We start from the raw sequence: 23,128 nt of genomic DNA, 5'->3' as shown, positions 1-23,128 counted from the left end.
TTCACAGACCAAGAAAAGGAAATTCCGGTTCCGGCCGCCGTCCGCTGAGCAGATCAGCCAAAGCCCGGCCCGAGCCAACGCCCATCGTCCAACCGAGCGTTCCGTGACCCGTATTGATATACAGGTTGGGGATGCGGCTACGGCCGATGATGGGCACGTTCGAGGGAGTGGACGGGCGCAGGCCCGACCAATAACTGACGCGTTCGAAATCGAGCGCGTCGGGAAAAAGTTCTTGCGCCAGGCGCGTCATGGCTTCGCAACGGCCGGTGTTCAGACTGCGGGAATATCCCGAAAGCTCGGCGGTGCCGGCCATGCGCAGGCGGTCGCCCAGGCGCGAAAACACGATTTTATGGCTGCTGTCGGTCAGGCTGACCGTAGGCGTGGCTTCCGGCTTGAGCACCGGGAAGGTCGCCGAGTAACCCTTGGCGGGATACACGTTGCACGGGATGCCCAGGGGACGCAGCAGATTGGGGCTGAAGCTGCCCATCGCGACGACATACGCGTCAGCCGAGAGCGCCCCGTAGCGGCCATCGGGTTCAATGATCTCCATGCCTTGCACGGCGCCGCCTTGCGTCAGCAAGCGCGTGACGCGCGTGTTGTAGCGAAATTCCACGCCCGCGCGGGCGCAGCGTTCGGCCAGCGCGACCGAGAACAGATGGACGTCGCCGCTTTCGTCTTCAGGCGTGTAATCACCGCCCACGATGGTCTGGCGGTGCGGGGCCAGGGCCGGTTCGATGGCGATGACCTCGTCGGCCGTGACCACGCGGCGCTCGACGCCAAAATCGCGCATCAGGCCGGCGGCCCGTTGCGAGTTTTCAAATTCGTGGGGATCACGGTAGAAGTTCAGGATGCCGCGTTCAAGGTGGTCGTACTCGATGCCCAGTTCCGCGCGCATGCTGCGCAGTGTGGCGCGGCTGTACTCGGCCATGCGCACCATGGCGCGAATATTCGGAGCCAGTCGGCCGGGCAGGCATTCACGCAGGAAGGCCAGGCCCCACATCCATTGACGCCAGTCCAGCTGCGGCCGGAACAGCAACGGCGCATTGTCCTGGAACATCCATTTGAGCAGCTTGAGCGGCGCCTGCGGATTGGCCCAGGGTTCGGCATAGGAAACCGAAATCTGTGCGCCATTGGCAAGGCTGGTTTCCTGGGCGGGACCGGTGCAGCGATCAATGACCACGACGTCGTGGCCGGCCTGGTTCAGCCACCAGGCGCTGGAGATTCCGATAATGCCGCTACCCAATACCGCTACTTTCATGCCCGCATTGCTCCTTGCGTGCCAAATCGGCCACGGACCCGATGTCCGCCCCTTTGGCAAGCCGCTGCGAAGGCAGTTTACCCCGCCGATTTGCCTTCGCCTACGTATAAAAAAGGGGCGGAAGTCACGAAGCTTTTCAGCCTGTGAATTCCCCCCCCGATGATTCCCTTGGTCCGATTTACGACGCGGCTTTCGCCAGGTCGGCCTCGGACGTGAAGGCATCCGCATAGAACTCTTCCGGCGGCAAGCCGTTCTGCACGCTGAATTCGCGGCGTGCGGCATCCACCATCAACGGCGTGCCGCAGGCATAGACCTGATGGCCGGACAGGTCCGCAATGTCCTGCATGACGGCTTCATGGACGAAGCCGGTGCGACCCGACCAGCCGTCTTCAGGCAGCGCATTGGACACCACCGGCACGTACTTGAAGTTCGGCAGCAGGCCAGACCAGGACTGCGCCAGCGCGTCCATGTACAAGTCCTGGGGACGGCGCCCGCCCCAGTACAGCGTGACCGGGCGCGCAATGTTCTTGTGGATCATGTGCTCGACGATGGCCTTCACGGGCGCAAAGCCCGTGCCGCTGGCCAGCAACACGATCGGCTTGTCACTGTCTTCGCGCAGGAAGAAGGAGCCGAACGGCCCTTCCAGCCGCAGGATCTCGCGTTCCTTCATCTGGGTGGTGCCGGCGCCAAAGACGTGGTCCGTGAAAAGCCCGCCCGGCATGTGCCGGATGTGCAGTTCAAGCGGGCTGCCCGTATGCGGCGCGCCGGCCATGGAGTAGCTGCGCCGACGCCCATCTTTCAGGATGACTTCGATGTACTGCCCCGCGTAATAGCGGAACTGCTCGGAAGCAGGCAGTTGCAACTTGAGGACGGTGACATCGGGCGCAACGCGTTCCAGCGTCTGCACGCGTGACGGCAGCTTGCGGATCTGGATGTCGCTGGCCAGCCGGACTTCGGTGGATTCAACCACCATGTCGGACGCGGGCCGCGCCTGGCAGAACAGCGTGTAGCCGTTGGCCAGCTCTTCCGGCGACAGGATCTGGGCGGGATATTGCCCGGCGTCGAACTCCCCGGACACCACTTTGCCCTTGCAGGTGGAGCACGCGCCGTTGCGACAGCTGTAGGGCAGCACGATGCCGGCGGCCAAGGCGCCGTCGAGCACGGTCTGGCCGGGCTCAACCGGGAATTGATGCTTGCTGGGTTGGATGATGACCTGGAAGCTCATGATGAAATGGTTCAGGGTTGACGAAAGCGCCATCCGGCCAGGCCGGAACGACGCGTTGCCCGGCCCGGCCTCAGGCCGGGAACTTGCGAATTTCCTTGACGCGATTCGCGTCGTCCACCAGCACGACCCGCGGCTTGTGCTTGGCGGAGTCTTCTTCGGACATCGGCCCGTAGGTGCAGATGATCAACAGATCGCCCACCTGGGCGCGGCGCGCCGCCGCGCCATTCAACGAGATGGCGCCGCTGCCGCGGGCCGCCTTGATGATGTAGGTGTCGAAGCGTTCACCGTTGGTGACGTTGTAGAGTTCGATGCGTTCGAACTCGCGCATGCCGGCAGCGTCCAGCAGGTCTTCGTCGATGCCACAAGATCCTTCGTAGTGAAGGTCGGCTTCGGTGACCGTGACGCGGTGTAGCTTTGCCCGCAGCATGATGCGTTGCATGATGGAAATTCCTGGTTCGCGGCCCGGTCCGCGACGTGTTGCTTAAGTGATGCCCGGCATCCGGTTTTGCCGTTGGAAGCCGGTATTCTATAATTTTTGCCGCAGCGGGACGGCCCGTTGCCGCGCACGGTCAAACGACCGGTGTTTTTTTATCCGGGGACGACCCCTTATTGCCGGCGCAACGCCGGCAGCGCAACAGAAGGAGTCGTCAATGACCTGGATCATCCTGGTGCTAGCGGGCCTGTTTGAAATCGTTTGGGCCGTGGGCCTGAAATATACCCATGGCTTCACTCGCCTTTGGCCGTCCCTGATTACGGCGGGCGGCATGGCCATCAGCGTGTGGCTGCTGGCCGTCGCCATGAAAACACTGCCGCTGGGCACCGCCTACGCCGTATGGGTGGGCATCGGCACCGTGGGCGCCTTTGTGGCCGGCATCGTGCTGTTCGGGGAATCCACCAGTTGGATGCGCATGGTCAGCGTGGCGCTGATCGTGCTGGGCCTGATCGGCCTGAAGTTGTCTTCGGCGTAATCCGCACCGCTGTCTTCGGCGTGGCCGAAGACAGCCACGGTCCGGCGACCGGTCAGAAATCCAGTTCGATCTCGACCTCGTCGCCGACTTTCAACCGCGCGCCGGCCGGCGCGTCCAGAATGGCGTTCTGGCCAAATACCACCCCGATATCCAGGTTGCGATAACCCGCCAGCGTACGGCCGGGCTCGTCGTGCTGCTGGGCGGTGCGCTGGTCGATGTCGGGAATCGAGCAGCGGGTGCACGGTTTGACGAACGCCATCCGGACGCCCGCTGCCGTGATCATGGCGGTATGGTCTTCTTCGAAGGGCTCCCATTCGCCTTGGACGACGATGTTGGGACGGAAACGGTCCATGGGCACCGGCGCTACGCCCTTGGCTTGCAGGCGCGCGTTCAAGTCATCCAGGGACGCCTGGTTCGCGATCAGCAGCGGGAAGCCATCCGCGAAGCCGAAGTAATGTTCGCCCACGAAGGCATCCGCCAGGTCGGGATGCGCATCCACCCAGCGCGATACCCAGTCGGGCTTGGCATTGCGCGCGGCGGCGCTATCCACCTTCAGCAGGCGGCACGGCGTTTTCAGGAATTCCGAAAACCATTGGCCCGTGGCGGCGCTTTCGTGGCGCGCCGATATCGTGTCGGCCCAGACCGCCACGGCTTGCGCGCCGGGCTCGATGCCGGATTCATCCAAGGGCACATCCAGATCGGGCATGCCCGGCGCGCTGATCCTAAGCGCGTCGGCGGTCAGCGCCGTGCGGATCAAGGCCATTGCCGGCCATTGGCGCTGCGTCATGAATTGCCCATCGGCGCCAATCAACATCCAGCGACGGTCGTAAGCCAGGCCGGCCCGGTCGATGGGCGACTCCGCCAGGTCGATGCCGGCGCAGGATTTGATCGGGTAAATGTGCAAGCTCAGGATACGGGCGGACATGGCGGCATCGGTTAGGCGTGAGGGGAATCCGCGCAAGAATAGCAGAGAGCAGACGCCGGTATCGTCCGATTTTTCGGCGCCGCGCCGCCCAACAAAAAACCCGGGCAAGGCCCGGGTTTCGGTGTGGTGATGCACAGCCCGCCGTTGTGCGTCGGCGGGCTGAATGCGGCGGATCAGCCGCCCACCAGCTTCAGCGTATCCAGCGGCGTGACCGCCTTGAAGCCCTTGCGCGTCGCGATATGTTCGGGACGCGGCGTCAAGCCGTACTTGGGCGGGTTCAAGGTGTTCTCCATGCTGTTGTAAACCATGAAGACATTGGCGCGCGGCCACGGCGAGATATTGCTGTTCGAGCCGTGCATGGTGTTGCAATCAAAAAACACCACCGAACCGGCCTTGGCCGTCATCGAGCGAATGCCGCCCTGCTCTACCAGCAATTGCAGGCTGACCGGGTCCGGCACCCCGTATTCCTGCTTTTTCAGCGATTGCTTGTAGTGCTCGTTCGGTGTTTCCCCCACGCACGAGATGAACTGGCGGTGCGAGCCCGGCACCAGCATCAACGGGCCGTTGCACTCGTTGTTGTCGGTCAGCAGCACCGAGCAGCTCAGCGCGCGCATCGACGGCATGCCGTCTTCCACGTGCCACGTCTCGAAGTCCGAGTGCCAGTAGAACTCCTTGCCCTTGAAGCCGGGCTTCATGTTAGCGCGCGACTGGTGGATGTAAACCTCGGAGCCCAGGATCTGCCGCGCCACGTTGACCAGGCGCGGATCGCGCACCAGGCGTGACAGCACGGGGTTCAACACGTGCACCATGAAGATGGAGCGCACGGCATTGCTGCCGGGTTCGGTGATGGATTCCTCGCGCCGGATGATCGACGGGTCGCGCGTCATGCGCTCGACCTCGGCGGACAGCGCGCGGATCTCTTCTTCGGAAAACAGGTTTTCCAACAAGAGGAAGCCATCACGCTCATACTGTCCGACCTGGTCGCCCGACAAGGCATTGGCGTACTTGCCGTCGCCATAGACCACAGGGTCCTGGCGGGCAATGATGGCGGAACCTCGGTCCGTACGGGAGGCGTACGGATCCTTTGCAGGTGAGATCATGCGAACCTCCTTATATCAAGCCGCTTTGGCTTGGGCTTCAGGCAAGGCGTAGACGCCTTCTTTGTCGTGCACTTCCTGACCGGTCAGCGGGGGGTTGAAGACGCAGATGACGCGCAGCGGCTCTTTACCGCCGCACAGCCAGTGCTCGTCGTTCTCGTTCAGCGCGTAGACCACGCCGGGGCCCAGGTCATACTTCTTGCCGTCGGCGATGGTCTCGATGGAACCGTCGCCTTCGATGCACCACACCGCTTCAAGATGGTTCTTGTAGTGGATGTGCGTGCGGCCGCCGGGAAAGATGGTGGTCTCGTGGAAGGAAAAGCCCATGCCATCCTTCTTGAGCAGCACGCGGCGGCTGACCCAGGTGTCGGTACGGACTTCGTCGGCGGTGCCGATCACATCTTTGACATTGCGTACGATCATTGACGTTTTCCTCCAAATTTAAGAATGCGGGCGGACTGGCCTTCTTCTGCCAGCGCGTCGGCCACGCTGGCCTCGATGATGTCCAGGCCCTTGCTCAACAGATCCTCTTCGATCGTCAGCGCCGGCAGCAACTTCAGCACTTCGTCATGCGCGCCCGAGGTCTCGATGACGACGCCCTTCTTGAATGCCTGCTGCGCGATGCGGTTGGCCAGCGCGGGCGTGGTGTTGCACACCAGGCCTTGGATCAGGCCACGGCCACGCACCGACAGGCCGGCGTTGGGATAGCTGTGCACCAGGTTTTCCAGCCAGTCGCGCACCGTGCGTTCCTTGCGCTGGATGTCAGCCGTGAACGCGGTGTTGGCCCAGTAGGTTTCCAAGGCTTGCGTGGCGGTGACGAACGCCAGGTTGTTGCCACGGAACGTACCGCTGTGCGCGCCGGGCTTCCAGATGTCCAGCTCGGGCTTCATCAGCACCAAGGACATCGGCAGGCCGAAACCGGACAGCGACTTCGACAGCGTGATGATGTCCGGGCGGATGCCGGCGGCTTCAAAGCTGAAGAAGGTGCCGGTACGACCGCAGCCCACCTGGATGTCGTCCACGATCAATAGCATGTCGTGGCGCTTGCACAGCTTTTCCAGCTCTTTCAACCAGCGTAGCGTGGCAACGTTGACGCCGCCTTCGCCCTGCACGGTTTCAACGATGACGGCGGCGGGCTTGTCCATGCCGCTGCTGGGATCTTCCAGCATGCGTTCCAGGTAGGCCATCGTGTCCACGTCGGGACCGAAGTAGCCGTCATAGGGCATGAACGTGGTGTTGCCCAGTGCATAGCCCGACGCTTCGCGGAACTTCATGTTGGCTGTCACAGCCAGCGATCCGCCGCTGACACCATGAAAACCATGCGTGAATGAAATCACATTCGAACGGCCCTTGACCTGGCGCGCGATCTTCAGCGCGGCTTCCACGGCGTTGGTGCCGGTGGGGCCGGTGAATTGCAGCGTGTATTGCCAGTTGCGCGGCTTGAGCAGCACGCGATCCACCGTCTCCAGGAAACGCTTCTTCGCGCTGGTCGCCATGTCCAGGCCGTGGACGACGCCGTCCGCCTGCACATACTCCAGCAGCTTTTCCTTGAGAACAGGATTGTTGTGGCCGTAGTTCAGCGTGCCTGCGCCGCTGAAGAAATCGATGTACTCGGTGCCGTCTTCGTCGATCAGCGTCGAGCCTCGGGCCTGGCTGAATATCACGGGAAACGACCGAATGTAGCCCCGCACTTCGGATTCCATCCGGTCAAAGATTTTCAAGTCCATATGATCAATCCTCCCTTTTCATCTCATAAGTTGAATAGACGGCACGATCCCTCCGGATGCGGCGAACGCATTCGGACAGGCACTGCCATCCCGGTAATTTCGATAAGTCCGCTGGGGTTGCGCTGCCCTACGGGGCAGGCAATGCGAACGGGCCTATCCTCAACAACATCTCGTCGTCATGGTCCGCGCCACCAAACAATTGCCGGTCGAAGAACGGCTGTTCGGAAACGTGGGCGCCAAGCTCGCCGGCCAGGCCGGTAAAGCTGCGGCGCGATGCCTGGTTGTCAGGCCCCACCGTGGTTTCAAGATATCGAACATGCTCGAGCCCCTTGCGTTGCAAGAGTTCGCGAAGCATGGCGCGGCCCAACCGATGGCCGCGTGCGCGGGTGTGCACCGCAACCTGCCAGACGAACAACACGTCGGGTCGGGTCGGGATCACATAAGCGGAGATAAAACCGTCGATACGTCCGCCGGCACTTTCGGCGATGACGCAGGTGTCGCTGAAATGCTCACCAAGGAGCAAGTAGGCGTAGAGGGAATTCAGGTCGAGCGGCGGGCACTCGGAAATGAGGTGGTGAATGGCGGCGCCGTCTTTGCGGGTGGGCAGACGCATCGTATGGGTCTGCGCGCGAACCGCCGGCGCCACGGCACTTGAGAGATGGGGGGTATCCAGTTCGTTTTTCTTCATGCAACGATTCCCGATTCTGGGGGTGCCCCGCCCGTGGGCACTTCAAGGATGGGCGACGATACATCGCCGTGCGGTTCCGCTGCGACTGCCTGGCCTTCCTGTTCCATCAGCGCCACGATGCGTTCCAGCGATAGCGTGATGGTGGCTTGCTCAAGCTCGGGCAACGCATTCAATGCGTCGGCCAGGTGCTTTTGCAAGGGAGACGGCGCGCCTTGGGCCAATTCACGCCCGGCGTCCGTGGCAGTAACGAAAACAATGCGGCGATCTTCGCGGCCGCGTTCACGGCGGATCAAACCCTTGTCTTCCAGGCGGTCCAGGATGCCAACCACCGTGCTGGGGCTGACATGCATTTCACGGCTGATGGCCGTGGCCGTCATCGGGCCATTGGCCATTACCGTACGCAGACACATCAACTGCGGCGCAGTGATATGGCTGACCGCGGACAACTGTCGCGAGTGCAATGCGATCGAACGCGTGATGCGGCGCAGGGCTCGCAAAATGCGCAGATCGTACTGCTGGGAGGGATCAGTGTTCGCGGGGCTGGTCATGGAAGAGAAAGGTTCGGTCAAATTCATTTCTACACGAATGATATGCGCACGATGTATTCGCGTCAAACAAAAAACCCGTGCACGATGTAAATAAATGAACACGGATTTGCAGAAGATATAAGCAAATTTCGGGCACTTGCGAGAGGAGCAAGTTGCGTGCTCAAGGTTACCCCGACGTGGCCGAAAATGCGGAACCACCACTGAGAAAGGCGCACATAAAAACATTTGTTTTATTCAAATCCATCGATATATCATTTGTTTTTTGTCGCCGACCCCGCGCTTTACCCCTATGCCTGTGCCCTCCGAGCTCCTCGCGACGTTGCAGCAAAAAATGGAAGGACTACCGCCCGAGCTGCAACGCGCAGCGCATTGGGTGGCGGCGCATCCGGCGGAAGTGGGGCTGTGGTCCATGCGGCGGCAAGCCCTGGCGCTGGGCGTTGCGCCGGCCACCATGCTGCGGCTGGCGCGGGCGGTGGGGTATTCCAGCTACGAAGCATTTAGACAGCCTTTTCAACAAGCGCTTGCCGGCAACAGCGGGCTTGCCCTGCCCGGCCTGCGTGATCGTGCCGCCGCGCTGCAAGCGGCGGCGGACGATGCCGCCGCGCCAGGCCACGACGTGCTGACCGACTACCAGGTGCAGGCGGTGACGTCAGTATGTGTACTGAACCCGGCGCCCGCCTTCGACGCGGCCGTCCAGACCCTGCTGAACGCGCGGCAGGTGGGCTTTCTGGGCACGCGATCCGCCTTTGGCATCGCGTTTCAGATGCGTTACGCGTATCAACTGGTGCGCCGTAACAGCGTGCTGATCGACGGCCTGGGCGGCGCGCCGGCCGAACAGGCCGACAGCCTTACCGCCCAGGACGCGCTCATCGTGATTTCGCAGGCGCCCTATCCCACCGCCACCGTGCAGCTCGCCCGCCAGGCGGCGCAACGAGGCGCGGCCCTGATCGCCCTGACTGACGACCCCTTGTCGCCGTTGGCGGTGGGCGCGCGCCACACGCTGCGCTTCGCCCCGCCCGACCGCGAAGGCGTGCAGGCAAGTCCGGCCCGCCGAGGCCCGGGGTCGTTCTTTCACACCACGGCCGGTTTGCTCGGCTTGGCAGAACATCTGATCGCCCGGTTGACGGCGCGCGGCGGCGCGGACGTCTTGAACCGCCTGACCGAAGTGGAACAGCGTCTGCGCGCCGACAACATCTATTGGACCGCCCCGACTTCCCGCCGCCCCGGCTGACTTCAACCCTTTCTTTGCCAAACGGATTGCCATGAGCCACACCCACGTTCTGCATCGTTCCCTGCGCCAGACGCCCCCAGTCGCCGTCAGTGGCCAAGGCGTGTGGATCCGCGACAGCGCCGGCCGCGCGTACCTGGACGGCTCCGGCGGCGCCGCCGTGTCCTGCCTGGGACATAACCACCCCGACGTCCAGGCTGCCATGCACGCCCAAATCGATGCGCTGGCCTACGCCCACACCAGCTTCTTCACGACCGACGTGGCCGAACGGTTGGCGGCGCGGCTGGTGGCCGACGCGCCGGAAGGCATTTCGCACGCGTACTTCGTGTCGGGCGGGTCCGAGGCCGTCGAGGCGGCGCTGAAGATGGCGCGCCAGTACTTTGTCGAAATCGGCCAGCCGCAACGGCGCCACATCGTGGCCCGCCGCCAGAGCTACCACGGCAACACGCTGGGCGCGCTGGCGGTGGGCGGCAACGCGTGGCGCCGTGCGCAATTTGCGCCGTTGCTGATCGACGTCGAACACGTCTCGCCCTGCTACGCGTATCGGGATCAGCGCGACGGCGAAAGCGCCGAGCAGTACGGCGAACGCCTGGCGCGGGAACTGGAACAGACCTTTGAGAAGCTGGGCCCGGACACCGTGATGGCGTTCGTGGCAGAGCCGGTGGTGGGTGCGACCAGCGGCGCCGTCACCGCCGTGCCCGGCTACTTCAAGCACGTGCGTGAGGTCTGCGACCGCCACGGCGTGCTGCTGATTGCCGATGAAGTGATGTGCGGCATGGGCCGCACGGGCACGCTGTACGCGGTGGAACAGGAAGGCGTCGTGCCCGACCTAATCACCATCGCCAAGGGCCTGGGTGGCGGCTATCAGCCCATTGGCGCCGTGATGGCGCAGCAACGCATCGTGGACGCCATGCAGCAAGGCAGCGGCTTCTTTCAGCACGGGCACACCTATCTGGGCCACGCCATCGCCTGCGCCGCCTCGCTTGCCGTACAAGAGGTGATCCGCCGCGACAAGCTGCTGCAACGCGTGCGCGAACAAGGCGCGGGCTTGCGGCAACGGCTAGAGCAGGCGCTGGGCCAGCATCCGCACGTGGGTGACATCCGTGGTCGAGGCCTGTTCATGGGGATTGAGCTGGTGCAAGACCGCGCCACGAAGCAGACCTTCGACCCCGCCTTGGCGCTACATGCACGCATCAAGCGCGAAGCCATGGCCCAGGGGCTGATGGTGTACCCGATGGGCGGCACCATTGACGGGCGCCAAGGCGACCACGTGTTGCTGGCCCCGCCGTTCATCATTTCCGATGACGAGCTGGACCAATTGACCGAACGTCTGGTTGGCGCCATCGATACCGCGCTAAACGCGGTCCGCCGCAACGAGTAAGCCGGTATGCCAATCAGCCCGCGCGCGCCAGCCGCCACGGCGGCAATGCCCCGATGGTCAGTGCGCGTAAAAACCACTCCACAGGGCCGTAAGCGTGATGCTTCAACCACCACGCGGACCACGGCGGCTGAGCGGCGAATATGGCTACCGCGATGCCCACGGTCGCCAGCGGCGACACCGACGCAAACAGGCGCAGGCCCCAGCCGGTGAACAGGAACGCGCAAACGACCGACTGCATCAGATAGTTGCTTAACGCCATCCGCCCGGCCGGCGCCAGCCACGCCCCCAAGCCACCAGCCGCGCGGGTACGGATCGCCAGCAGAAACACGGCGGCGTACGACATGCTTAACAGCGGTGCCGTCAGCAAGTCCACCGCCAGCCCGGGCAATTCCCACGCGGCACCGGCAAACGGCAGGGACGAGGTCGCATACAACGCAGATCCCGCCAGGCCCGGCAGCAAGCCGAACGCGCACAGCAACCACAGCGCGCGCGGTTGCCGCCAGGGGTCGGCCAGCGCCTGGCGCCGGCCCAGCGCGTAGCCGGCCAGGAACATCGCGAACACAAACGGCCCTTGCACGAACAGCACCATGAACCACACCGACGTCGTCAATTCCTTGATGTGCTGGGCGATTGTTGTGCCGATCGTGCCGCGATACGCCTCGATAGACGCCAGCGCGTCGGCCCAATACCGCGCCTCGTAGCCGGTGGGTACAGGGTCCAGGAAACTGAGCAGGCCCAGCACCCCCCACACCGTTGCGGCCAGCACGATTAGCCACAGCGCGGTGCGCAGTGCATGCCGGGGTGCGATCCGGCGGCACGCCAGCAAGCCCAAACCCAATAAGGCGTAGGTCAGCAGGATGTCGCCTTGATAGAACAGCACGGCGTGCAGTGCGCCCAGCATGGCCAAGCCCCCCAACCGCCGCAGAAAGCGCGGGGCGAAGGCCGCGTGGCTGCGTTCAGCCGCCGCCATCTGCAACGTGAAGCTGTAGCCGAACAGAAAGGAAAACAGCAGATAGAACTTGGTTTCGAACAGGCAGGCGATCAGCCAGTGCACCGCCAGGTCCAGCGGGCGGGAGTAGTTCGGGTCGGCCATGCCCGCGCCGTAGAAAGGCGACGAGAAAACGCCGATGTTCACGACCAGGATGCCGAAAAGCGCAAAGCCGCGCAGCGCATCCACGTGCGCCAAGCGGCTGGCGGGCATGGCATGCGCTGCGGCGTGAGTCATGGGCGCGCGCCCGGGCATGGCCTTTGGCCTTACCCCAGCACGGGCGACAGGACCGGCTGCTTGGGACGCACGTCCAGCTGACGACCCTTGCGCGCGCGCTTGCCCACATACGGCGCCAGCGCATCGCCCACCAGGATGTCCTCGGTCAGCTTGTTGCGATAGATGCCCGTGGCGCGCAGGCCGCGAGCGCCGATCGGCACCGTCTGATCCAGCTTGTCGGACGCGTCCAGGCCCATCAGGATGGTGCCACGGCCCCCGCCCGACAAGGACTTGCATTCGTCCAGCCCGAACACCAGGAACTTGCCCTTGGCCGACAGCAGCGCCAGTTGCGTGGCGCCGTCGAACAACGGCACGGGGCGCAGCATTTCATCGCCGGTTTCCAGCGTGATGAACTGCTTGCCGGCGCGCTGGCGGCTGACCATGTCGGACAGCTTGGCCGCAAAGCCATAGCCGCCGCGCGTGGCCAACAGCCAACGAGATTCGGGCGCGGCCGCGATCGTGTGGACAATGCGCGTGCCGGACTCCAGATCGATCATGGTCGTGACCGGCTGGCCGTCACCCCGGGCCGAGGGCAAGCCCGCCACCGGCACCGAATACACCCGGCCGTTGTCGCCCATGGCGATCAGCGTGTCGGTGGTGCGGCACTCAAAGGCGCCGTACAGATCGTCGCCCTGCTTGAAGGTGAACTGGGCGGCATCGTGGCCGTGGCCCTGACGCGCGCGCAGCCAGCCCTTTTGCGACACGATCACCGTCACCGGTTCGTCCAGCACCTTGGTTTCGAGCACGGCGCGTTCGGCCGTTTCGATCAGCGTGCGGCGGTCGTCGCCATACTGCTTGGCGTCGGCCTCGATTTCCTTGATCAGCAGGCGCTTGAGCGTCGTCGGATTGTCCAGCAGTTCCTGCAACGAAATCTGGTCCTTGCGCTTGTCGGCCAGTTCCTGCTCGATCTTGAAGCCTTCAAGGCGAGCCAACTGGCGCAAGCGCATTTCCAGGATGTCTTCGGCCTGGCGCTCGGACAGCTTGAAGCGTTCCATCAGCGCCGCGCGCGGCTCGTCGGATTCGCGGATCGTCTGGATGACTTCATCCACGTTCAGGTAGACCAGCATGCGGCCTTCCAGCACGTGGATGCGGTCGGTGACCTTGTCCAGGCGGAAACGCGTGCGCCGCACCACGGTATTGGTGCGGAACGCCACCCATTCGACCAGGATGTCGCGCAGGCCCTTCTGGCGCGGCCGGCCGTCGGTGCCGATACACACCAGGTTGATCGACGAGCTGCTTTCCATGCTGGTCTGCGCCAGCAGCGTGTTGACGAATTCGTCACGGTCCACGCGCGAGGTCTTGGGTTCGAAGACCAGGCGCACCGCCGCATCCTTGCCGGATTCATCGCGCACGGCGTCCAGCAGATTCAGCATCACGGCCTTGGCCTGCGTCTGCTCGGGCGTCAGGCTCTTCTTGCCGGACTTGACCTTGGGATTGGTGATTTCCTCGATCTCTTCCAGCACCTTCTGGCCCGACGTACCCGGGGGCAATTCGGTGATGACCAGCTGCCACTGGCCGCGCGCCATTTCTTCGAACTGCCAGCGCGCGCGCACCTTCAGGGACCCACGCCCCGCGCCGTAGATCTGCGCGATATCGGCGGCCGGCGTGATGATCTGGCCGCCACCGGCAAAGTCGGGGCCGGGAATCATGGCGTGCAATTCGGCGTCCGGCAATTGCGGGTGCTTGATCAGCGCCACGCAGGCCTGCGCCACTTCGCGCAGGTTGTGCGGCGGCACCTCGGTGGCCATGCCCACGGCAATGCCGGATGCGCCGTTCAGCAGCATCATGGGCAGCCGCGCGGGCAGCATCTGGGGTTCTTGCTGGCTGCCGTCGTAGTTAGGCACGAAGTCGACCGTGCCTTCGTCCAGCTCATCAAGCAGTAGCTTGGCAATGGGCGTGAGGCGCGCCTCGGTGTATCGCATGGCGGCGGCGTTATCGCCGTCGCGCGAACCGAAGTTGCCCTGGCCATCGATCAGCGGATAGCGCAGCGAGAAGTCCTGTGCCATGCGCACCATGGCGTCATAGGCGGCCTGGTCGCCGTGCGGGTGGTACTTACCCAGCACGTCGCCCACGACGCGCGCGGACTTCACCGGCTTGGCGCCGGCGGCCAGCCCCATCGCCTGCATGGCGAAAAGGATGCGGCGTTGCACGGGCTTCTGCCCGTCGCCCACGTCGGGCAAGGCGCGGCCGCGCACCACGGACACCGCGTAGTCCAGATAAGCCTGTTCCGCGTAGCGCGCCAACGTGATGGCGGCATTGGCATCGCCATCGCCATCGGGCGGGGTGGGGTCGAACAGGCCGGGTTGATTGCTGTCGGTCATGGTTATTCAGGTAGACAATTTCATCGAAACGGCGCCAATGCGCCTTTACGCGGACGGGGCCAGCTGGGTGTCGGCGACGTGCGCGCGCAGTTGGGCGCGCACCGCTGCCAGCGTGGCGGCATCCTGGCCGCGCTTGGGAATGATCACGCCTTGCAAGGTGCCCAGAATGACGTACAGGTGCTGCGGCGTTTCCTCGACGCGACGGATATCCGACCATTCCATCCGGCCGGAAGCGCTGCCGGTGGTATCCAGAATGCCGTCCGGGCCGAAGTCCAGCTGATGCCGTCCCAGGAAGAGGTCGTCGGGCTGCCTCTTGAGCATGCGGCGCGTGTTCATCCGCACCAGCGGCGGCAGCACGAATTCATACGCCAGCGCCAACAGCGCCAGAATGCCCAGGCCCACCGCCAGCCCCTCGAAATACACGGGCAGCATCTGCGACCAGTTGGGCCCCTTGCCGTCCCAGGTCTGCCAGACCAGGTAGGCAAAAAGCGCCACGATCATCAGCACGCCAAACCGCAGGTGCGAGCGATACCGACGCCGACGCAGTTCGGGCCGCCTGTATACATAGGCGGCGAACTCGGCGTAGTCGTCGGCCGTCATGTCGACGGTCATGCGAGCGGAGTCGGAGGCGGGGTCAGGCAAGGTGGACGTCATCAGATGTCCAGCTCTGCCAGATTGCCCTTTTCCTCGATCCAGGCGCGGCGCTGCGAGGATTCGCCCTTGCCCATCAGCATGTCGAACATGCGGGTGGTGTCTTCGGGGGTCTGATCGCCGTAACCCACGGGCAGCAGGCGGCGCGTGTCCGGATTCATGGTGGTTTCCCACAGTTGTTCCGGGTTCATTTCGCCCAGGCCCTTGAAGCGGCTGACCGACCAGGCGCCTTCGCGCACGCCTTCCTTGCGCAGCTTGTCCTGCGCGGCTTCAAGTTCCCCTTCGTCCAGGCAGTAGATCTTGCGGGCCGGGCGCTTGCCCTGCGCGGGCACATCCAGCCGGAACAGCGGCGGCTTGGCCACGAACACGTTGCCGGCTTCCACCAGTTTCGGGAAGTGCTTGTAGAACAGGGTCAGCAGCAAGACCTGGATGTGCGAGCCGTCGACGTCAGCGTCCGACAGGATGCAGATGCGGCCATAACGCAGGCCGGACAGGTCCGGCGTGTCGTTGGGGCCGTGGGGGTCTACGCCGATCGCAACGGAAATGTCGTGGATTTCGTTATTGGCAAAGAGCCGGTCGCGGTCCACTTCCCAGGAATTGAGCACCTTGCCGCGCAGCGGCAGGATGGCCTGGAATTCCTTGTCGCGCCCCATCTTGGCGGACCCGCCCGCGGAGTCGCCCTCGACCAGGAACACTTCCGTGCGGCTGGCGTCGCTGGATTCGCAATCGGTCAGCTTGCCGGGCAGCACGGCCACGCCGGAGCTCTTGCGCTTTTCAACCTTTTGGGCCGAGCGCTGGCGCGCCTGTGCCTGACGAATTGCCAGCTCCGCCAGCTTCTTGCCGTATTCGACGTTGCTGTGCAGCCAGAGATCCAGCGCGCTCTTGGCAAAGCCGCCCACCAGACGCACGGCGTCGCGGCTGTTCAGCCGTTCCTTGATCTGGCCCTGGAATTGCGGGTCCAGCACCTTGGCCGACAGCACAAAGCTGGCGCGGGCGAACACGTCTTCGGGCAACAGCTTCACGCCCTTGGGCAAAAGACTGTGCAATTCGGCAAAGCCCTTCACCGCACCGAACAGGCCTTCGCGTAGACCGGACTCGTGCGTCCCGCCGGCCGGTGTCGGGATCAGGTTGACGTAGGACTCTCGCACGGCGTTGCCGTCTTCGGTCCAGGCCACAACCCACTGGGCGCCCTCGCCTTCGGCAAAGTTCTCGTGGTCGGCCCCGGCGTACTGCTGGCCTTCGAAGAACGGCACCATCAATTCGGCGCCGGTCAGCGCTTCGGCCAGGTAACCGCGCAGGCCATCCTGGTATTGCCACGTCTTGGTGTCGCCGCTTTTCTCGTTGACCAGCGTGACTTTCACGCCGGGCAGCAGCACGGCCTTGCTACGCAACAGGTGCGTCAGTTCGCCCAGCGGAATATTGGGGCTGTCGAAATATTTGGCATCGGGCCAGACGCGCACGCGGGTGCCCGATTTCTTGCGGCCGCCCTGGTCGTACGGCGCCAGGGGTTCAGCAACGTCGCCGCCCTTGAACACCAGCCGGTTGACCGCGCCGTCGCGCCAGACCACGACTTCAAGCCGGGTCGCCAGCGCGTTGGTGACAGAAACGCCCACCCCGTGCAGCCCGCCCGAGAAGGCATAGGCGCCGCCGCCCGCCTTGTCGAACTTGCCGCCCGCGTGCAGGCGGGTGAAGACCAATTCGACGACGGGCGCGCCTTCTTCGGGATGCAGGCCGACGGGGATGCCCCGGCCGTCATCCTCGACGGACACGCTGCCATCACTGTGCAGCGTGACCTGGATCTGTTTGCCGTAGCCGGCCAAGGCCTCGTCTGCGGCGTTATCAATGACCTCCTGCACAACGTGCAGGGGGTTTTCGGTGCGGGTGTACATGCCCGGGCGCTGGCGCACGGGCTCCAGCCCCTTCAGGACGCGAATGGACGCCTCGGTGTAACGTGGAGTGGCCAAGTTATCCCCAACATCTGTGGAAAAAAACCGACATTTTACGGATAAGCCTAGATTCTGCGCGGCTCCCGGTGGGTTGCGCACGACCTGACCAACTCCGAATTCGGTAGGATGATGACAGTCACAGCCAGCGCGTCAGGGCTTCAATGCCCGGATCACAAACGACTGCGCCGCAACATCCTACACAAAACCAGCAAACCCTGTTGTTATTAACAGTGGTATGCCTGTTGTTATTGACAGTGGTATGCTTTAATCCATTCCACATACAAGAACAACGGCAAGGCGCGTCCCTTTTTACGCGCCTTTTGCTGCCGAACCGAGAATCACCATCATGAGCGACCAAATCAAGAACGTCAGTGACGCAAGCTTCGATGCCGATGTGTTGAAATCCGGCCAGCCGGTGCTGGTGGACTACTGGGCTGCCTGGTGTGGCCCCTGCAAGATGATTGCCCCGATCCTGGAAGAAGTCGCCACCGAGTACGCAGGTCGCCTGACGATCGCGAAGCTGAACGTGGACGAAAACCAGGGTACCGCCACCAAGTACGGCATCCGCGGCATCCCCACCCTTATGCTCTTTAAAGACGGCCAAGCCGCCGCCACCAAAGTTGGCGCGCTGTCGAAGTCGCAACTCACTGCATTCCTGGACGGCGCGTTGTAAACTGCGTGCTGTGAACGAAGGCGCCGCCCTGGAGGCGGCGCTCATTCAATACCGCGCGAGCCCGTCCGTGGCGCGCCGCCAGAACCCTCCTTTACTTTTCCCCCACATTCACCGCGATGCACCTCAACGAACTGAAGGCGCTGCACGTTTCGCAGCTGCTCGAAATGGCCGCTGGCCTGGAAATCGAGAACGCCAACCGCCTGCGCAAGCAGGAATTGATGTTCGCCATCATGAAACGGCGCGCCAAGCAAGGCGAGCAGATCTTTGGCGACGGCGTTCTGGAAGTCCTGCCTGACGGCTTCGGTTTCCTGCGCTCGCCCGAGACCTCGTATCTGGCCAGCACGGACGACATCTACATCTCGCCCTCGCAGATCCGCCGTTTCAACCTGCACACCGGCGATTCCATCGAAGGTGAAGTGCGCACGCCGAAAGACGGCGAACGCTACTTTGCGCTGGTCAAGGTGGATAAGGTCAACGGCGTGGCGCCCGAAGCGATCAAGCATCGCATCATGTTCGAAAACCTGACGCCGCTGCATCCGAACCGCACGATGCGCCTGGAACGGGACATCAAGAGCGAAGAGAACCTGACGGGCCGCATCCTGGATGTGTTCGCCCCGATCGGCATGGGCCAGCGCGGATTGATCGTCGCCAGCCCCAAGTCCGGCAAGACGGTGATGATGCAGCACATCGCGCATGCCATCACCACCAACTACCCGGACGCCGTCATGATCGTCCTGCTGGTGGACGAGCGCCCTGAAGAAGTGACCGAAATGCAGCGCACGGTGCGCGGCGAAGTGGTGGCGTCGACCTTTGACGAACCCGCCACGCGCCACGTGCAAGTGGCTGAAATGGTTATCGAAAAGGCCAAGCGCCTGGTCGAAATGAAGAAGGACGTCGTGATCCTGCTGGACTCGATCACCCGTCTGGCCCGCGCCTACAACACCGTTGTGCCGGCCTCCGGCAAGGTGCTGACCGGCGGTGTGGACGCCAACGCCCTGCAACGTCCGAAGCGCTTCTTCGGCGCCGCACGTAACCTGGAAGAAGGCGGTTCGCTGACCATCCTGGGTACGGCGCTGATTGAAACCGGCAGCCGCATGGACGAAGTCATCTACGAAGAATTCAAGGGTACGGGCAACTCCGAAGTCCACCTTGAGCGTCGTCTGGCTGAAAAGCGCGTCTACCCGTCCATCAACCTGAACAAGTCGGGCACGCGCCGCGAAGAACTGCTGATTGCCCCCGACCTGCTGCAAAAGGTGTGGGTGCTGCGCAAGTTCATCCACGACATGGACGAAGTGCAATCCATGGAGTTCATCCTGGACAAAATGCGTGCCACCAAGACCAACGCCGAATTCTTCGACATGATGAAGAAGAAGTAAGCCGACATTCGGTAAGCCGGCGCCCTGCGTCAAAGAAAAAACCGCCTGCATTGCATACAGGCGGTTTTTTTTATGGGCTCAGTGCACTGGTCCGGCTCTAATGTTCGATGAATTCCGGCATGGCGCCCCGGGCGGGCGCCGTGAACGGGCGCGGCGTCTGCTTGTCTGCCGGCTTGTCGCCTGACTTGTCGCCCGACTTGCCCGCGGCTTCGATGGGCTCGATCTGCGGATCGTCCCAGTCACCCGTCACCGAATATTCCATCGTCATTGCGCGCGCCAGCGGCTGCTTGAGCAGCCATTGCGTGACAAAAGCGCCAAGGCCGATCAGCGGATTCACGGCCAGCGCCGTCACCATGGCCGCCCCGCTGGCATCCAGGTTGGGGATCACCACCGCCTTCAAGTCCCAGCGTTCGCTGATGATGTTCACGCCGCCCGCCAGAACAATCGCCGCCACGGGCCCGTTGATCTTGTAGCCTTCGGTGGACATCTTGCCGTCGGCCATCTTCACGCGGCCCCGGATGGTATCGAACGGGAACCCGTCGCGCAGCAGGTTGGTCGGGTTGACGTCCAGCCGCGCCAGACGTTGCAGCGATTGCAGCGACAACAATTCCAGCAGCCGGGCGGTACGGGAATTCACGTGCATGAAGCGGCCCTTGTCCAGGCTGATATCGACCTCGCCCGCCACATCCGCCACCTTGTGCGTCCACGGCAGATTGCGCCAGGTTGCCTTGCCTTGCGCGGTGCCCGAGCCGCCCGACACGACGTTCTCGAAGCCGATGCGGTTCATGAACTTGCCCAGGTCCACGAAGTTGGCGTTGACGTCCACGCTCAGGCCCCGATCGGGTCCTTCCAGCCGCCACGTGCCGGTGGCGTTCAGGTTGGCGGCATCGTTGGTGATCGTCAGTTTGTCCAGCCGCCACTGGCGCCCGCGTGCCAGGTTCGTGCCCACCACCTGAAGCTCGCCTACGTTCTTGCCATACAGAAAGAACTCCTTCGCTTGCAGGTCGATGGCCGGAATATCGGACAAGTCGTTGCCGGACGCCAGGGCCTTGTCGGCTTCGTTCGTGTCGCCCTCGCCGCCGAACGCCAGGTGCTTCATTCGCGCCTTGATCTGGCCCGCGATTGCGCCCGAGGCCTCCTGCCATTCCAATGACCCGGTCGCCTGGCGCGACTGGATGTCCACCCGCCACTGAGACGGCCCGGGACGCATGGCATACAGCGTCAGGTCATTAAGCGTGTAGCCGCTGGTGCGCAACATGCCGGTGGCCAGGCTGATGCGTTCAGGCGGCGGGAATACCGGTTTTTGCGCGGCTTTCTTGGCGCCGCTTTTGCCCGCCGGCGTGTCGAACCCGTCCACCACGGCTTCCCAGCCGTCCATGTCGAGTTCTGGCAGGCTGGCGTTCAGGCTCATTCCGCGTTCCGGCAAGCTGGCGGGCCGGCCGATGCCCAATGCGCCCCGGGCAAAGTAAGACGGCGCCCCATCAGCAGGGTCGCGCTCGAACAGCGCGTTGACGTTCTCGCCCAGGCTGGCCGTCAGCCAGCGGCGGTCTTTTGAGCCGCGGTCCTGGGCCGTTCCCCACTGCAATTTCAGTAATTGCGATGACGACGCCGCTTTGCCCACGGGCGCCGGCATGTCGATGGCCATGCCCGAAAGATTCGATTCCATCGAGATCTCGACCGATCCGCCCTTCTGATAACCCAGCCGCCCCTTGTAGGCCGTCTTGCCCGAAAAGCGCGACATCGAAGGCATATTGCCCAACTGCGTCAATCCGCCCGCCGTCAGGGCTCCTTCAAACTGAAGCGCGTCCGAGTTCTGCGCCAGGGTGCCGAAAATCTTCACCGGCCCGCCCAGGAACTGCGCGCGCAGTTCTTTGGTCTGCACCCCTTTTTCCGAGAATTCCAGATCGCCGTGCATGTCCTTGAGCAAGGGCATTTCCGGCATGAAGGTAAAACTGTTGTCCGAGAACAGGATGTGCCCCTGCACCTGCGTGTCGTCGGTGTTCAACAAGGGCACCTTAAGCTTCAGCGGCACCCGCCAGTCACCGGTGCCGCGCGCCTCGTCCAGCGCGCCGTCCAACAGACCGCCAAGCGGGGAATTGGCCGCCATCGCCAGATAGGCCGACACCGGGCCGTACGTCTCGCCGTTGAGCAACAATTCCGCGCCCTGGTCCATGTCGGGAATGGTGGCGGTCACGGCCCCCATATTCAGCGTCTGGCCGGGTCCGGTGCGCGCGGTGGCACCGCCTGCGCTATCCAGCTTCAGGCTGACCTTGTCGATACGGAAGTTGCCGGACAGATTCTCCAACATCGGCCAGCCTTTGCGTCGCTGGCCGGGAGGCGCGTAATCGACCTTGGCGCCCGCATAGGCGCCGGCGATGACGAATTCGCCCGTTGCGTTGGGCGCGGCGAACGGGAAATCGTCCAGGTCGCCCTTGAGCAAGATAGAGGCCGACCGCATTTCCCCGGCGGGCAAGCCTACGGCCAGCCATTCCCGGGCGTCGGCGTTTACCTCAAGCGGCAGGTAGCGGTGGATAGCCGACATAGCGCCGCGCACCATCGTGCCGCGCATGTCGACGCTGCCGGCCGCTGTCTTGCCTTCGCGCTTCCACTGGCCCTGCAAGCGCACGTCCAGGTCGTCGTTCACCACGTGCAGGCCGGCCACGTCGACAAACCAGTTTTTCGCATCGGGCCCTTTCACCTGCGCGTCCACGGCCAATTCACGCGCGACCAGGGTAGGTTCCTGGAACACGCCCGGCAGCGTCACTTGCAGGTGCTGCGCCGCGCCCTTCAGCGACACATCGGCCGCCCCCGGGCTGCGCGCCAACGGCACGCCTTCAAGCTGGAAAAAATCGCCGGGCAGCCCCTGCAAACGGAATTGCGCCGAGGCGCCGCGTACTGCCGTGCCGTCCTTGGAGGCCGCCCAATTCACCCCGCGCACCGCCACGTCGGTCGTCAGATCGGTGAACTTGCCGCGCTCCAGTTGCAGCCACGCGCGGGCGGCAATGCGGCCGGAGATGACCGGGGCCGGTGCCCACGGCACCCACGCTTGCGGTTCGACGTCATCAAGCTCTGTATAAAGCTGGCCGCTCCAGCTGGCGGGGTTGGACGAGTTGGCCGCGAACAGGCTGCGATTGAATTCGCCGCGCAGTTCAACCTTGCGCGCCAGCGCATCGCCGGCCGAGGCGCGCAGCACGAAGCGATGCGACAGGCTGCCGTTGCGCATCAGAAAATCGACGCCGGTCAACGGCAGCGCGGGCGCGCGCCGTAGATCGTCTTGCCAGATGATGGTCGCGTCACTAATTGCCAATTCGCGCTGACGCACCAGCCAGCGCAACGCGGGGTGGTCCAGATCGGACCGATGGTCGCTGGCATTCAGGTCGATGTTCTGGCCGGCCACCCATAGATGATTATCGGGATCGCGGCGCAGGGTCAGTTCAGGCTTGCGCACCTGCAAGCGCACCAGACGGGGCGACAAGGTCAGCACGCTGCGCCACGCCAGCACGGCGGATACGGAAGGCAGGGACAGAACCGGCGTGGCGCTGTCGTCCACCACTTGAACCGATGTCAGGTCCAGGCGGGGGTTCAGGCCCTGCCACTCGGCCTTGATGTCCCCGATGGTGACGCGCGCGCCCAGCGCCTCGCTGGCGTACGCTTCAATCTGTGGACGCCATTCGCCCACACGGGGCAGCACCCAATAGCGCACGCTTAGAAAGCCGACCGCCACCACGCCATAGATGATCAGCGCGGCCCAGAACAGGCAGCAGAGCACGCTACGCGTGCGCGGCACGGGGGCTTTTTTTGAAACAGACACGGATCGGTGGGCAGGAGAATATGTCTTGCGGTATCGTCCCC

Annotated in this window: 19 protein-coding genes; 5 read left to right on the top strand and 14 right to left on the bottom strand. The window is 63.7% G+C overall.

Annotation, left to right across the window (positions count from 1 at the left end):
* Window position 1: 1 nt before the first annotated feature.
* From ACNPP0_RS16885 to panD, 3 genes are all read right to left on the bottom strand, one after another.
* A complete protein-coding gene (locus ACNPP0_RS16885; RefSeq protein WP_448706514.1) occupies window positions 2–1,258 on the bottom strand; it encodes a D-amino acid dehydrogenase in 1,257 nt (418 codons plus the stop codon).
* Between the two features lie 178 nt (window positions 1,259–1,436).
* A complete protein-coding gene (locus ACNPP0_RS16880; protein ID WP_332613434.1) occupies window positions 1,437–2,483 on the bottom strand; it encodes a CDP-6-deoxy-delta-3,4-glucoseen reductase in 1,047 nt (348 codons plus the stop codon).
* 70 nt (window positions 2,484–2,553) lie between these two features.
* The gene (panD, locus tag ACNPP0_RS16875; protein ID WP_448706513.1) at window positions 2,554–2,922 is read right to left on the bottom strand and encodes an aspartate 1-decarboxylase; all 369 of its coding nucleotides are present in this window, start codon (window positions 2,920–2,922) and stop codon (window positions 2,554–2,556) included.
* Between the two features lie 211 nt (window positions 2,923–3,133).
* Between panD and sugE the strand changes: the two genes are divergently transcribed.
* Window positions 3,134–3,451: a quaternary ammonium compound efflux SMR transporter SugE gene (sugE, locus tag ACNPP0_RS16870; protein WP_332613396.1), complete on the top strand. Its 318-nt coding sequence runs from the start codon at window positions 3,134–3,136 to the stop codon at window positions 3,449–3,451.
* A 52-nt stretch (window positions 3,452–3,503) separates the two neighbouring features.
* On the opposite strand, the gene ACNPP0_RS16865 is transcribed toward sugE, so the two are convergent.
* The 6 genes from ACNPP0_RS16865 to ACNPP0_RS16840 form a co-directional block, all read right to left on the bottom strand.
* Window positions 3,504–4,376, bottom strand: a complete 873-nt coding sequence (locus ACNPP0_RS16865; RefSeq protein WP_332613397.1) for an MOSC domain-containing protein — start codon at window positions 4,374–4,376, stop codon at window positions 3,504–3,506.
* 173 nt (window positions 4,377–4,549) lie between these two features.
* Window positions 4,550–5,476, bottom strand: coding sequence for an ectoine hydroxylase (gene thpD / locus ACNPP0_RS16860; RefSeq protein ID WP_448706512.1), 927 nt, complete (start codon window positions 5,474–5,476; stop codon window positions 4,550–4,552).
* Window positions 5,477–5,491: 15 nt separating this feature from the next.
* Window positions 5,492–5,896, bottom strand: a complete 405-nt coding sequence (locus tag ACNPP0_RS16855) for an ectoine synthase (RefSeq protein ID WP_332613399.1) — start codon at window positions 5,894–5,896, stop codon at window positions 5,492–5,494.
* Window positions 5,893–7,200, bottom strand: coding sequence for a diaminobutyrate--2-oxoglutarate transaminase (ectB, locus tag ACNPP0_RS16850; protein WP_104145719.1), 1,308 nt, complete (start codon window positions 7,198–7,200; stop codon window positions 5,893–5,895). The genes ACNPP0_RS16855 and ectB overlap by 4 nt, the downstream gene beginning before the upstream one ends.
* Before the next feature lie 127 nt (window positions 7,201–7,327).
* Window positions 7,328–7,888, bottom strand: a complete 561-nt coding sequence (ectA, locus tag ACNPP0_RS16845; RefSeq protein ID WP_448706511.1) for a diaminobutyrate acetyltransferase — start codon at window positions 7,886–7,888, stop codon at window positions 7,328–7,330.
* Window positions 7,885–8,436, bottom strand: coding sequence for a MarR family winged helix-turn-helix transcriptional regulator (locus tag ACNPP0_RS16840; RefSeq protein ID WP_046803710.1), 552 nt, complete (start codon window positions 8,434–8,436; stop codon window positions 7,885–7,887). Before ACNPP0_RS16840 ends, ectA begins: the two co-directional genes overlap by 4 nt.
* Window positions 8,437–8,725: 289 nt before the next feature.
* Between ACNPP0_RS16840 and ACNPP0_RS16835 the strand changes: the two genes are divergently transcribed.
* Window positions 8,726–9,667, top strand: coding sequence for a MurR/RpiR family transcriptional regulator (locus tag ACNPP0_RS16835; protein WP_448706510.1), 942 nt, complete (start codon window positions 8,726–8,728; stop codon window positions 9,665–9,667).
* Between the two features lie 31 nt (window positions 9,668–9,698).
* Window positions 9,699–11,045: an aspartate aminotransferase family protein gene (locus ACNPP0_RS16830; protein WP_448706509.1), complete on the top strand. Its 1,347-nt coding sequence runs from the start codon at window positions 9,699–9,701 to the stop codon at window positions 11,043–11,045.
* A gap of 13 nt (window positions 11,046–11,058) precedes the next feature.
* Here the strand turns inward: ACNPP0_RS16830 and ACNPP0_RS16825 are convergent, their stop codons facing one another.
* From ACNPP0_RS16825 to parE, 4 genes are read right to left on the bottom strand one after another with little or no spacing between them, the layout of a single operon-like run.
* The gene (locus ACNPP0_RS16825) at window positions 11,059–12,270 is read right to left on the bottom strand and encodes a DUF418 domain-containing protein (protein ID WP_448706508.1); all 1,212 of its coding nucleotides are present in this window, start codon (window positions 12,268–12,270) and stop codon (window positions 11,059–11,061) included.
* 29 nt (window positions 12,271–12,299) lie between these two features.
* Window positions 12,300–14,630, bottom strand: coding sequence for a DNA topoisomerase IV subunit A (parC, locus tag ACNPP0_RS16820; RefSeq protein WP_046803712.1), 2,331 nt, complete (start codon window positions 14,628–14,630; stop codon window positions 12,300–12,302).
* A 45-nt stretch (window positions 14,631–14,675) separates the two neighbouring features.
* Window positions 14,676–15,284 carry a YcxB family protein gene (locus ACNPP0_RS16815; RefSeq protein ID WP_332613405.1) on the bottom strand — a complete coding sequence of 203 codons (609 nt, stop codon included), beginning with the start codon at window positions 15,282–15,284 and terminating at the stop codon, window positions 14,676–14,678.
* Window positions 15,284–17,245 (bottom strand): DNA topoisomerase IV subunit B, encoded by a 1,962-nt coding sequence (parE, locus tag ACNPP0_RS16810; protein ID WP_046803714.1) that lies wholly within the window; start codon window positions 17,243–17,245, stop codon window positions 15,284–15,286. The genes ACNPP0_RS16815 and parE overlap by 1 nt, the downstream gene beginning before the upstream one ends.
* A 328-nt stretch (window positions 17,246–17,573) precedes the next feature.
* Here parE and trxA point away from each other — a divergent pair, with 328 nt between their 5' ends.
* Together trxA and rho are read left to right on the top strand one after the other, a co-directional pair.
* Window positions 17,574–17,900 carry a thioredoxin TrxA gene (gene trxA / locus ACNPP0_RS16805; RefSeq protein ID WP_006218534.1) on the top strand — a complete coding sequence of 109 codons (327 nt, stop codon included), beginning with the start codon at window positions 17,574–17,576 and terminating at the stop codon, window positions 17,898–17,900.
* 116 nt (window positions 17,901–18,016) lie between these two features.
* Window positions 18,017–19,276 (top strand): transcription termination factor Rho, encoded by a 1,260-nt coding sequence (gene rho / locus ACNPP0_RS16800; protein ID WP_006218533.1) that lies wholly within the window; start codon window positions 18,017–18,019, stop codon window positions 19,274–19,276.
* Between the two features lie 97 nt (window positions 19,277–19,373).
* Here the strand turns inward: rho and ACNPP0_RS16795 are convergent, their stop codons facing one another.
* Window positions 19,374–23,063 (bottom strand): YhdP family protein, encoded by a 3,690-nt coding sequence (locus tag ACNPP0_RS16795; protein WP_448706507.1) that lies wholly within the window; start codon window positions 23,061–23,063, stop codon window positions 19,374–19,376.
* Window positions 23,064–23,128: the final 65 nt, after the last annotated feature.

The organism is Achromobacter semiaridum, assembly GCF_053543755.1.
Note: the sequence above shows the minus strand (reverse complement) of the source record. Positions and strands in the feature narration are given on the sequence as shown.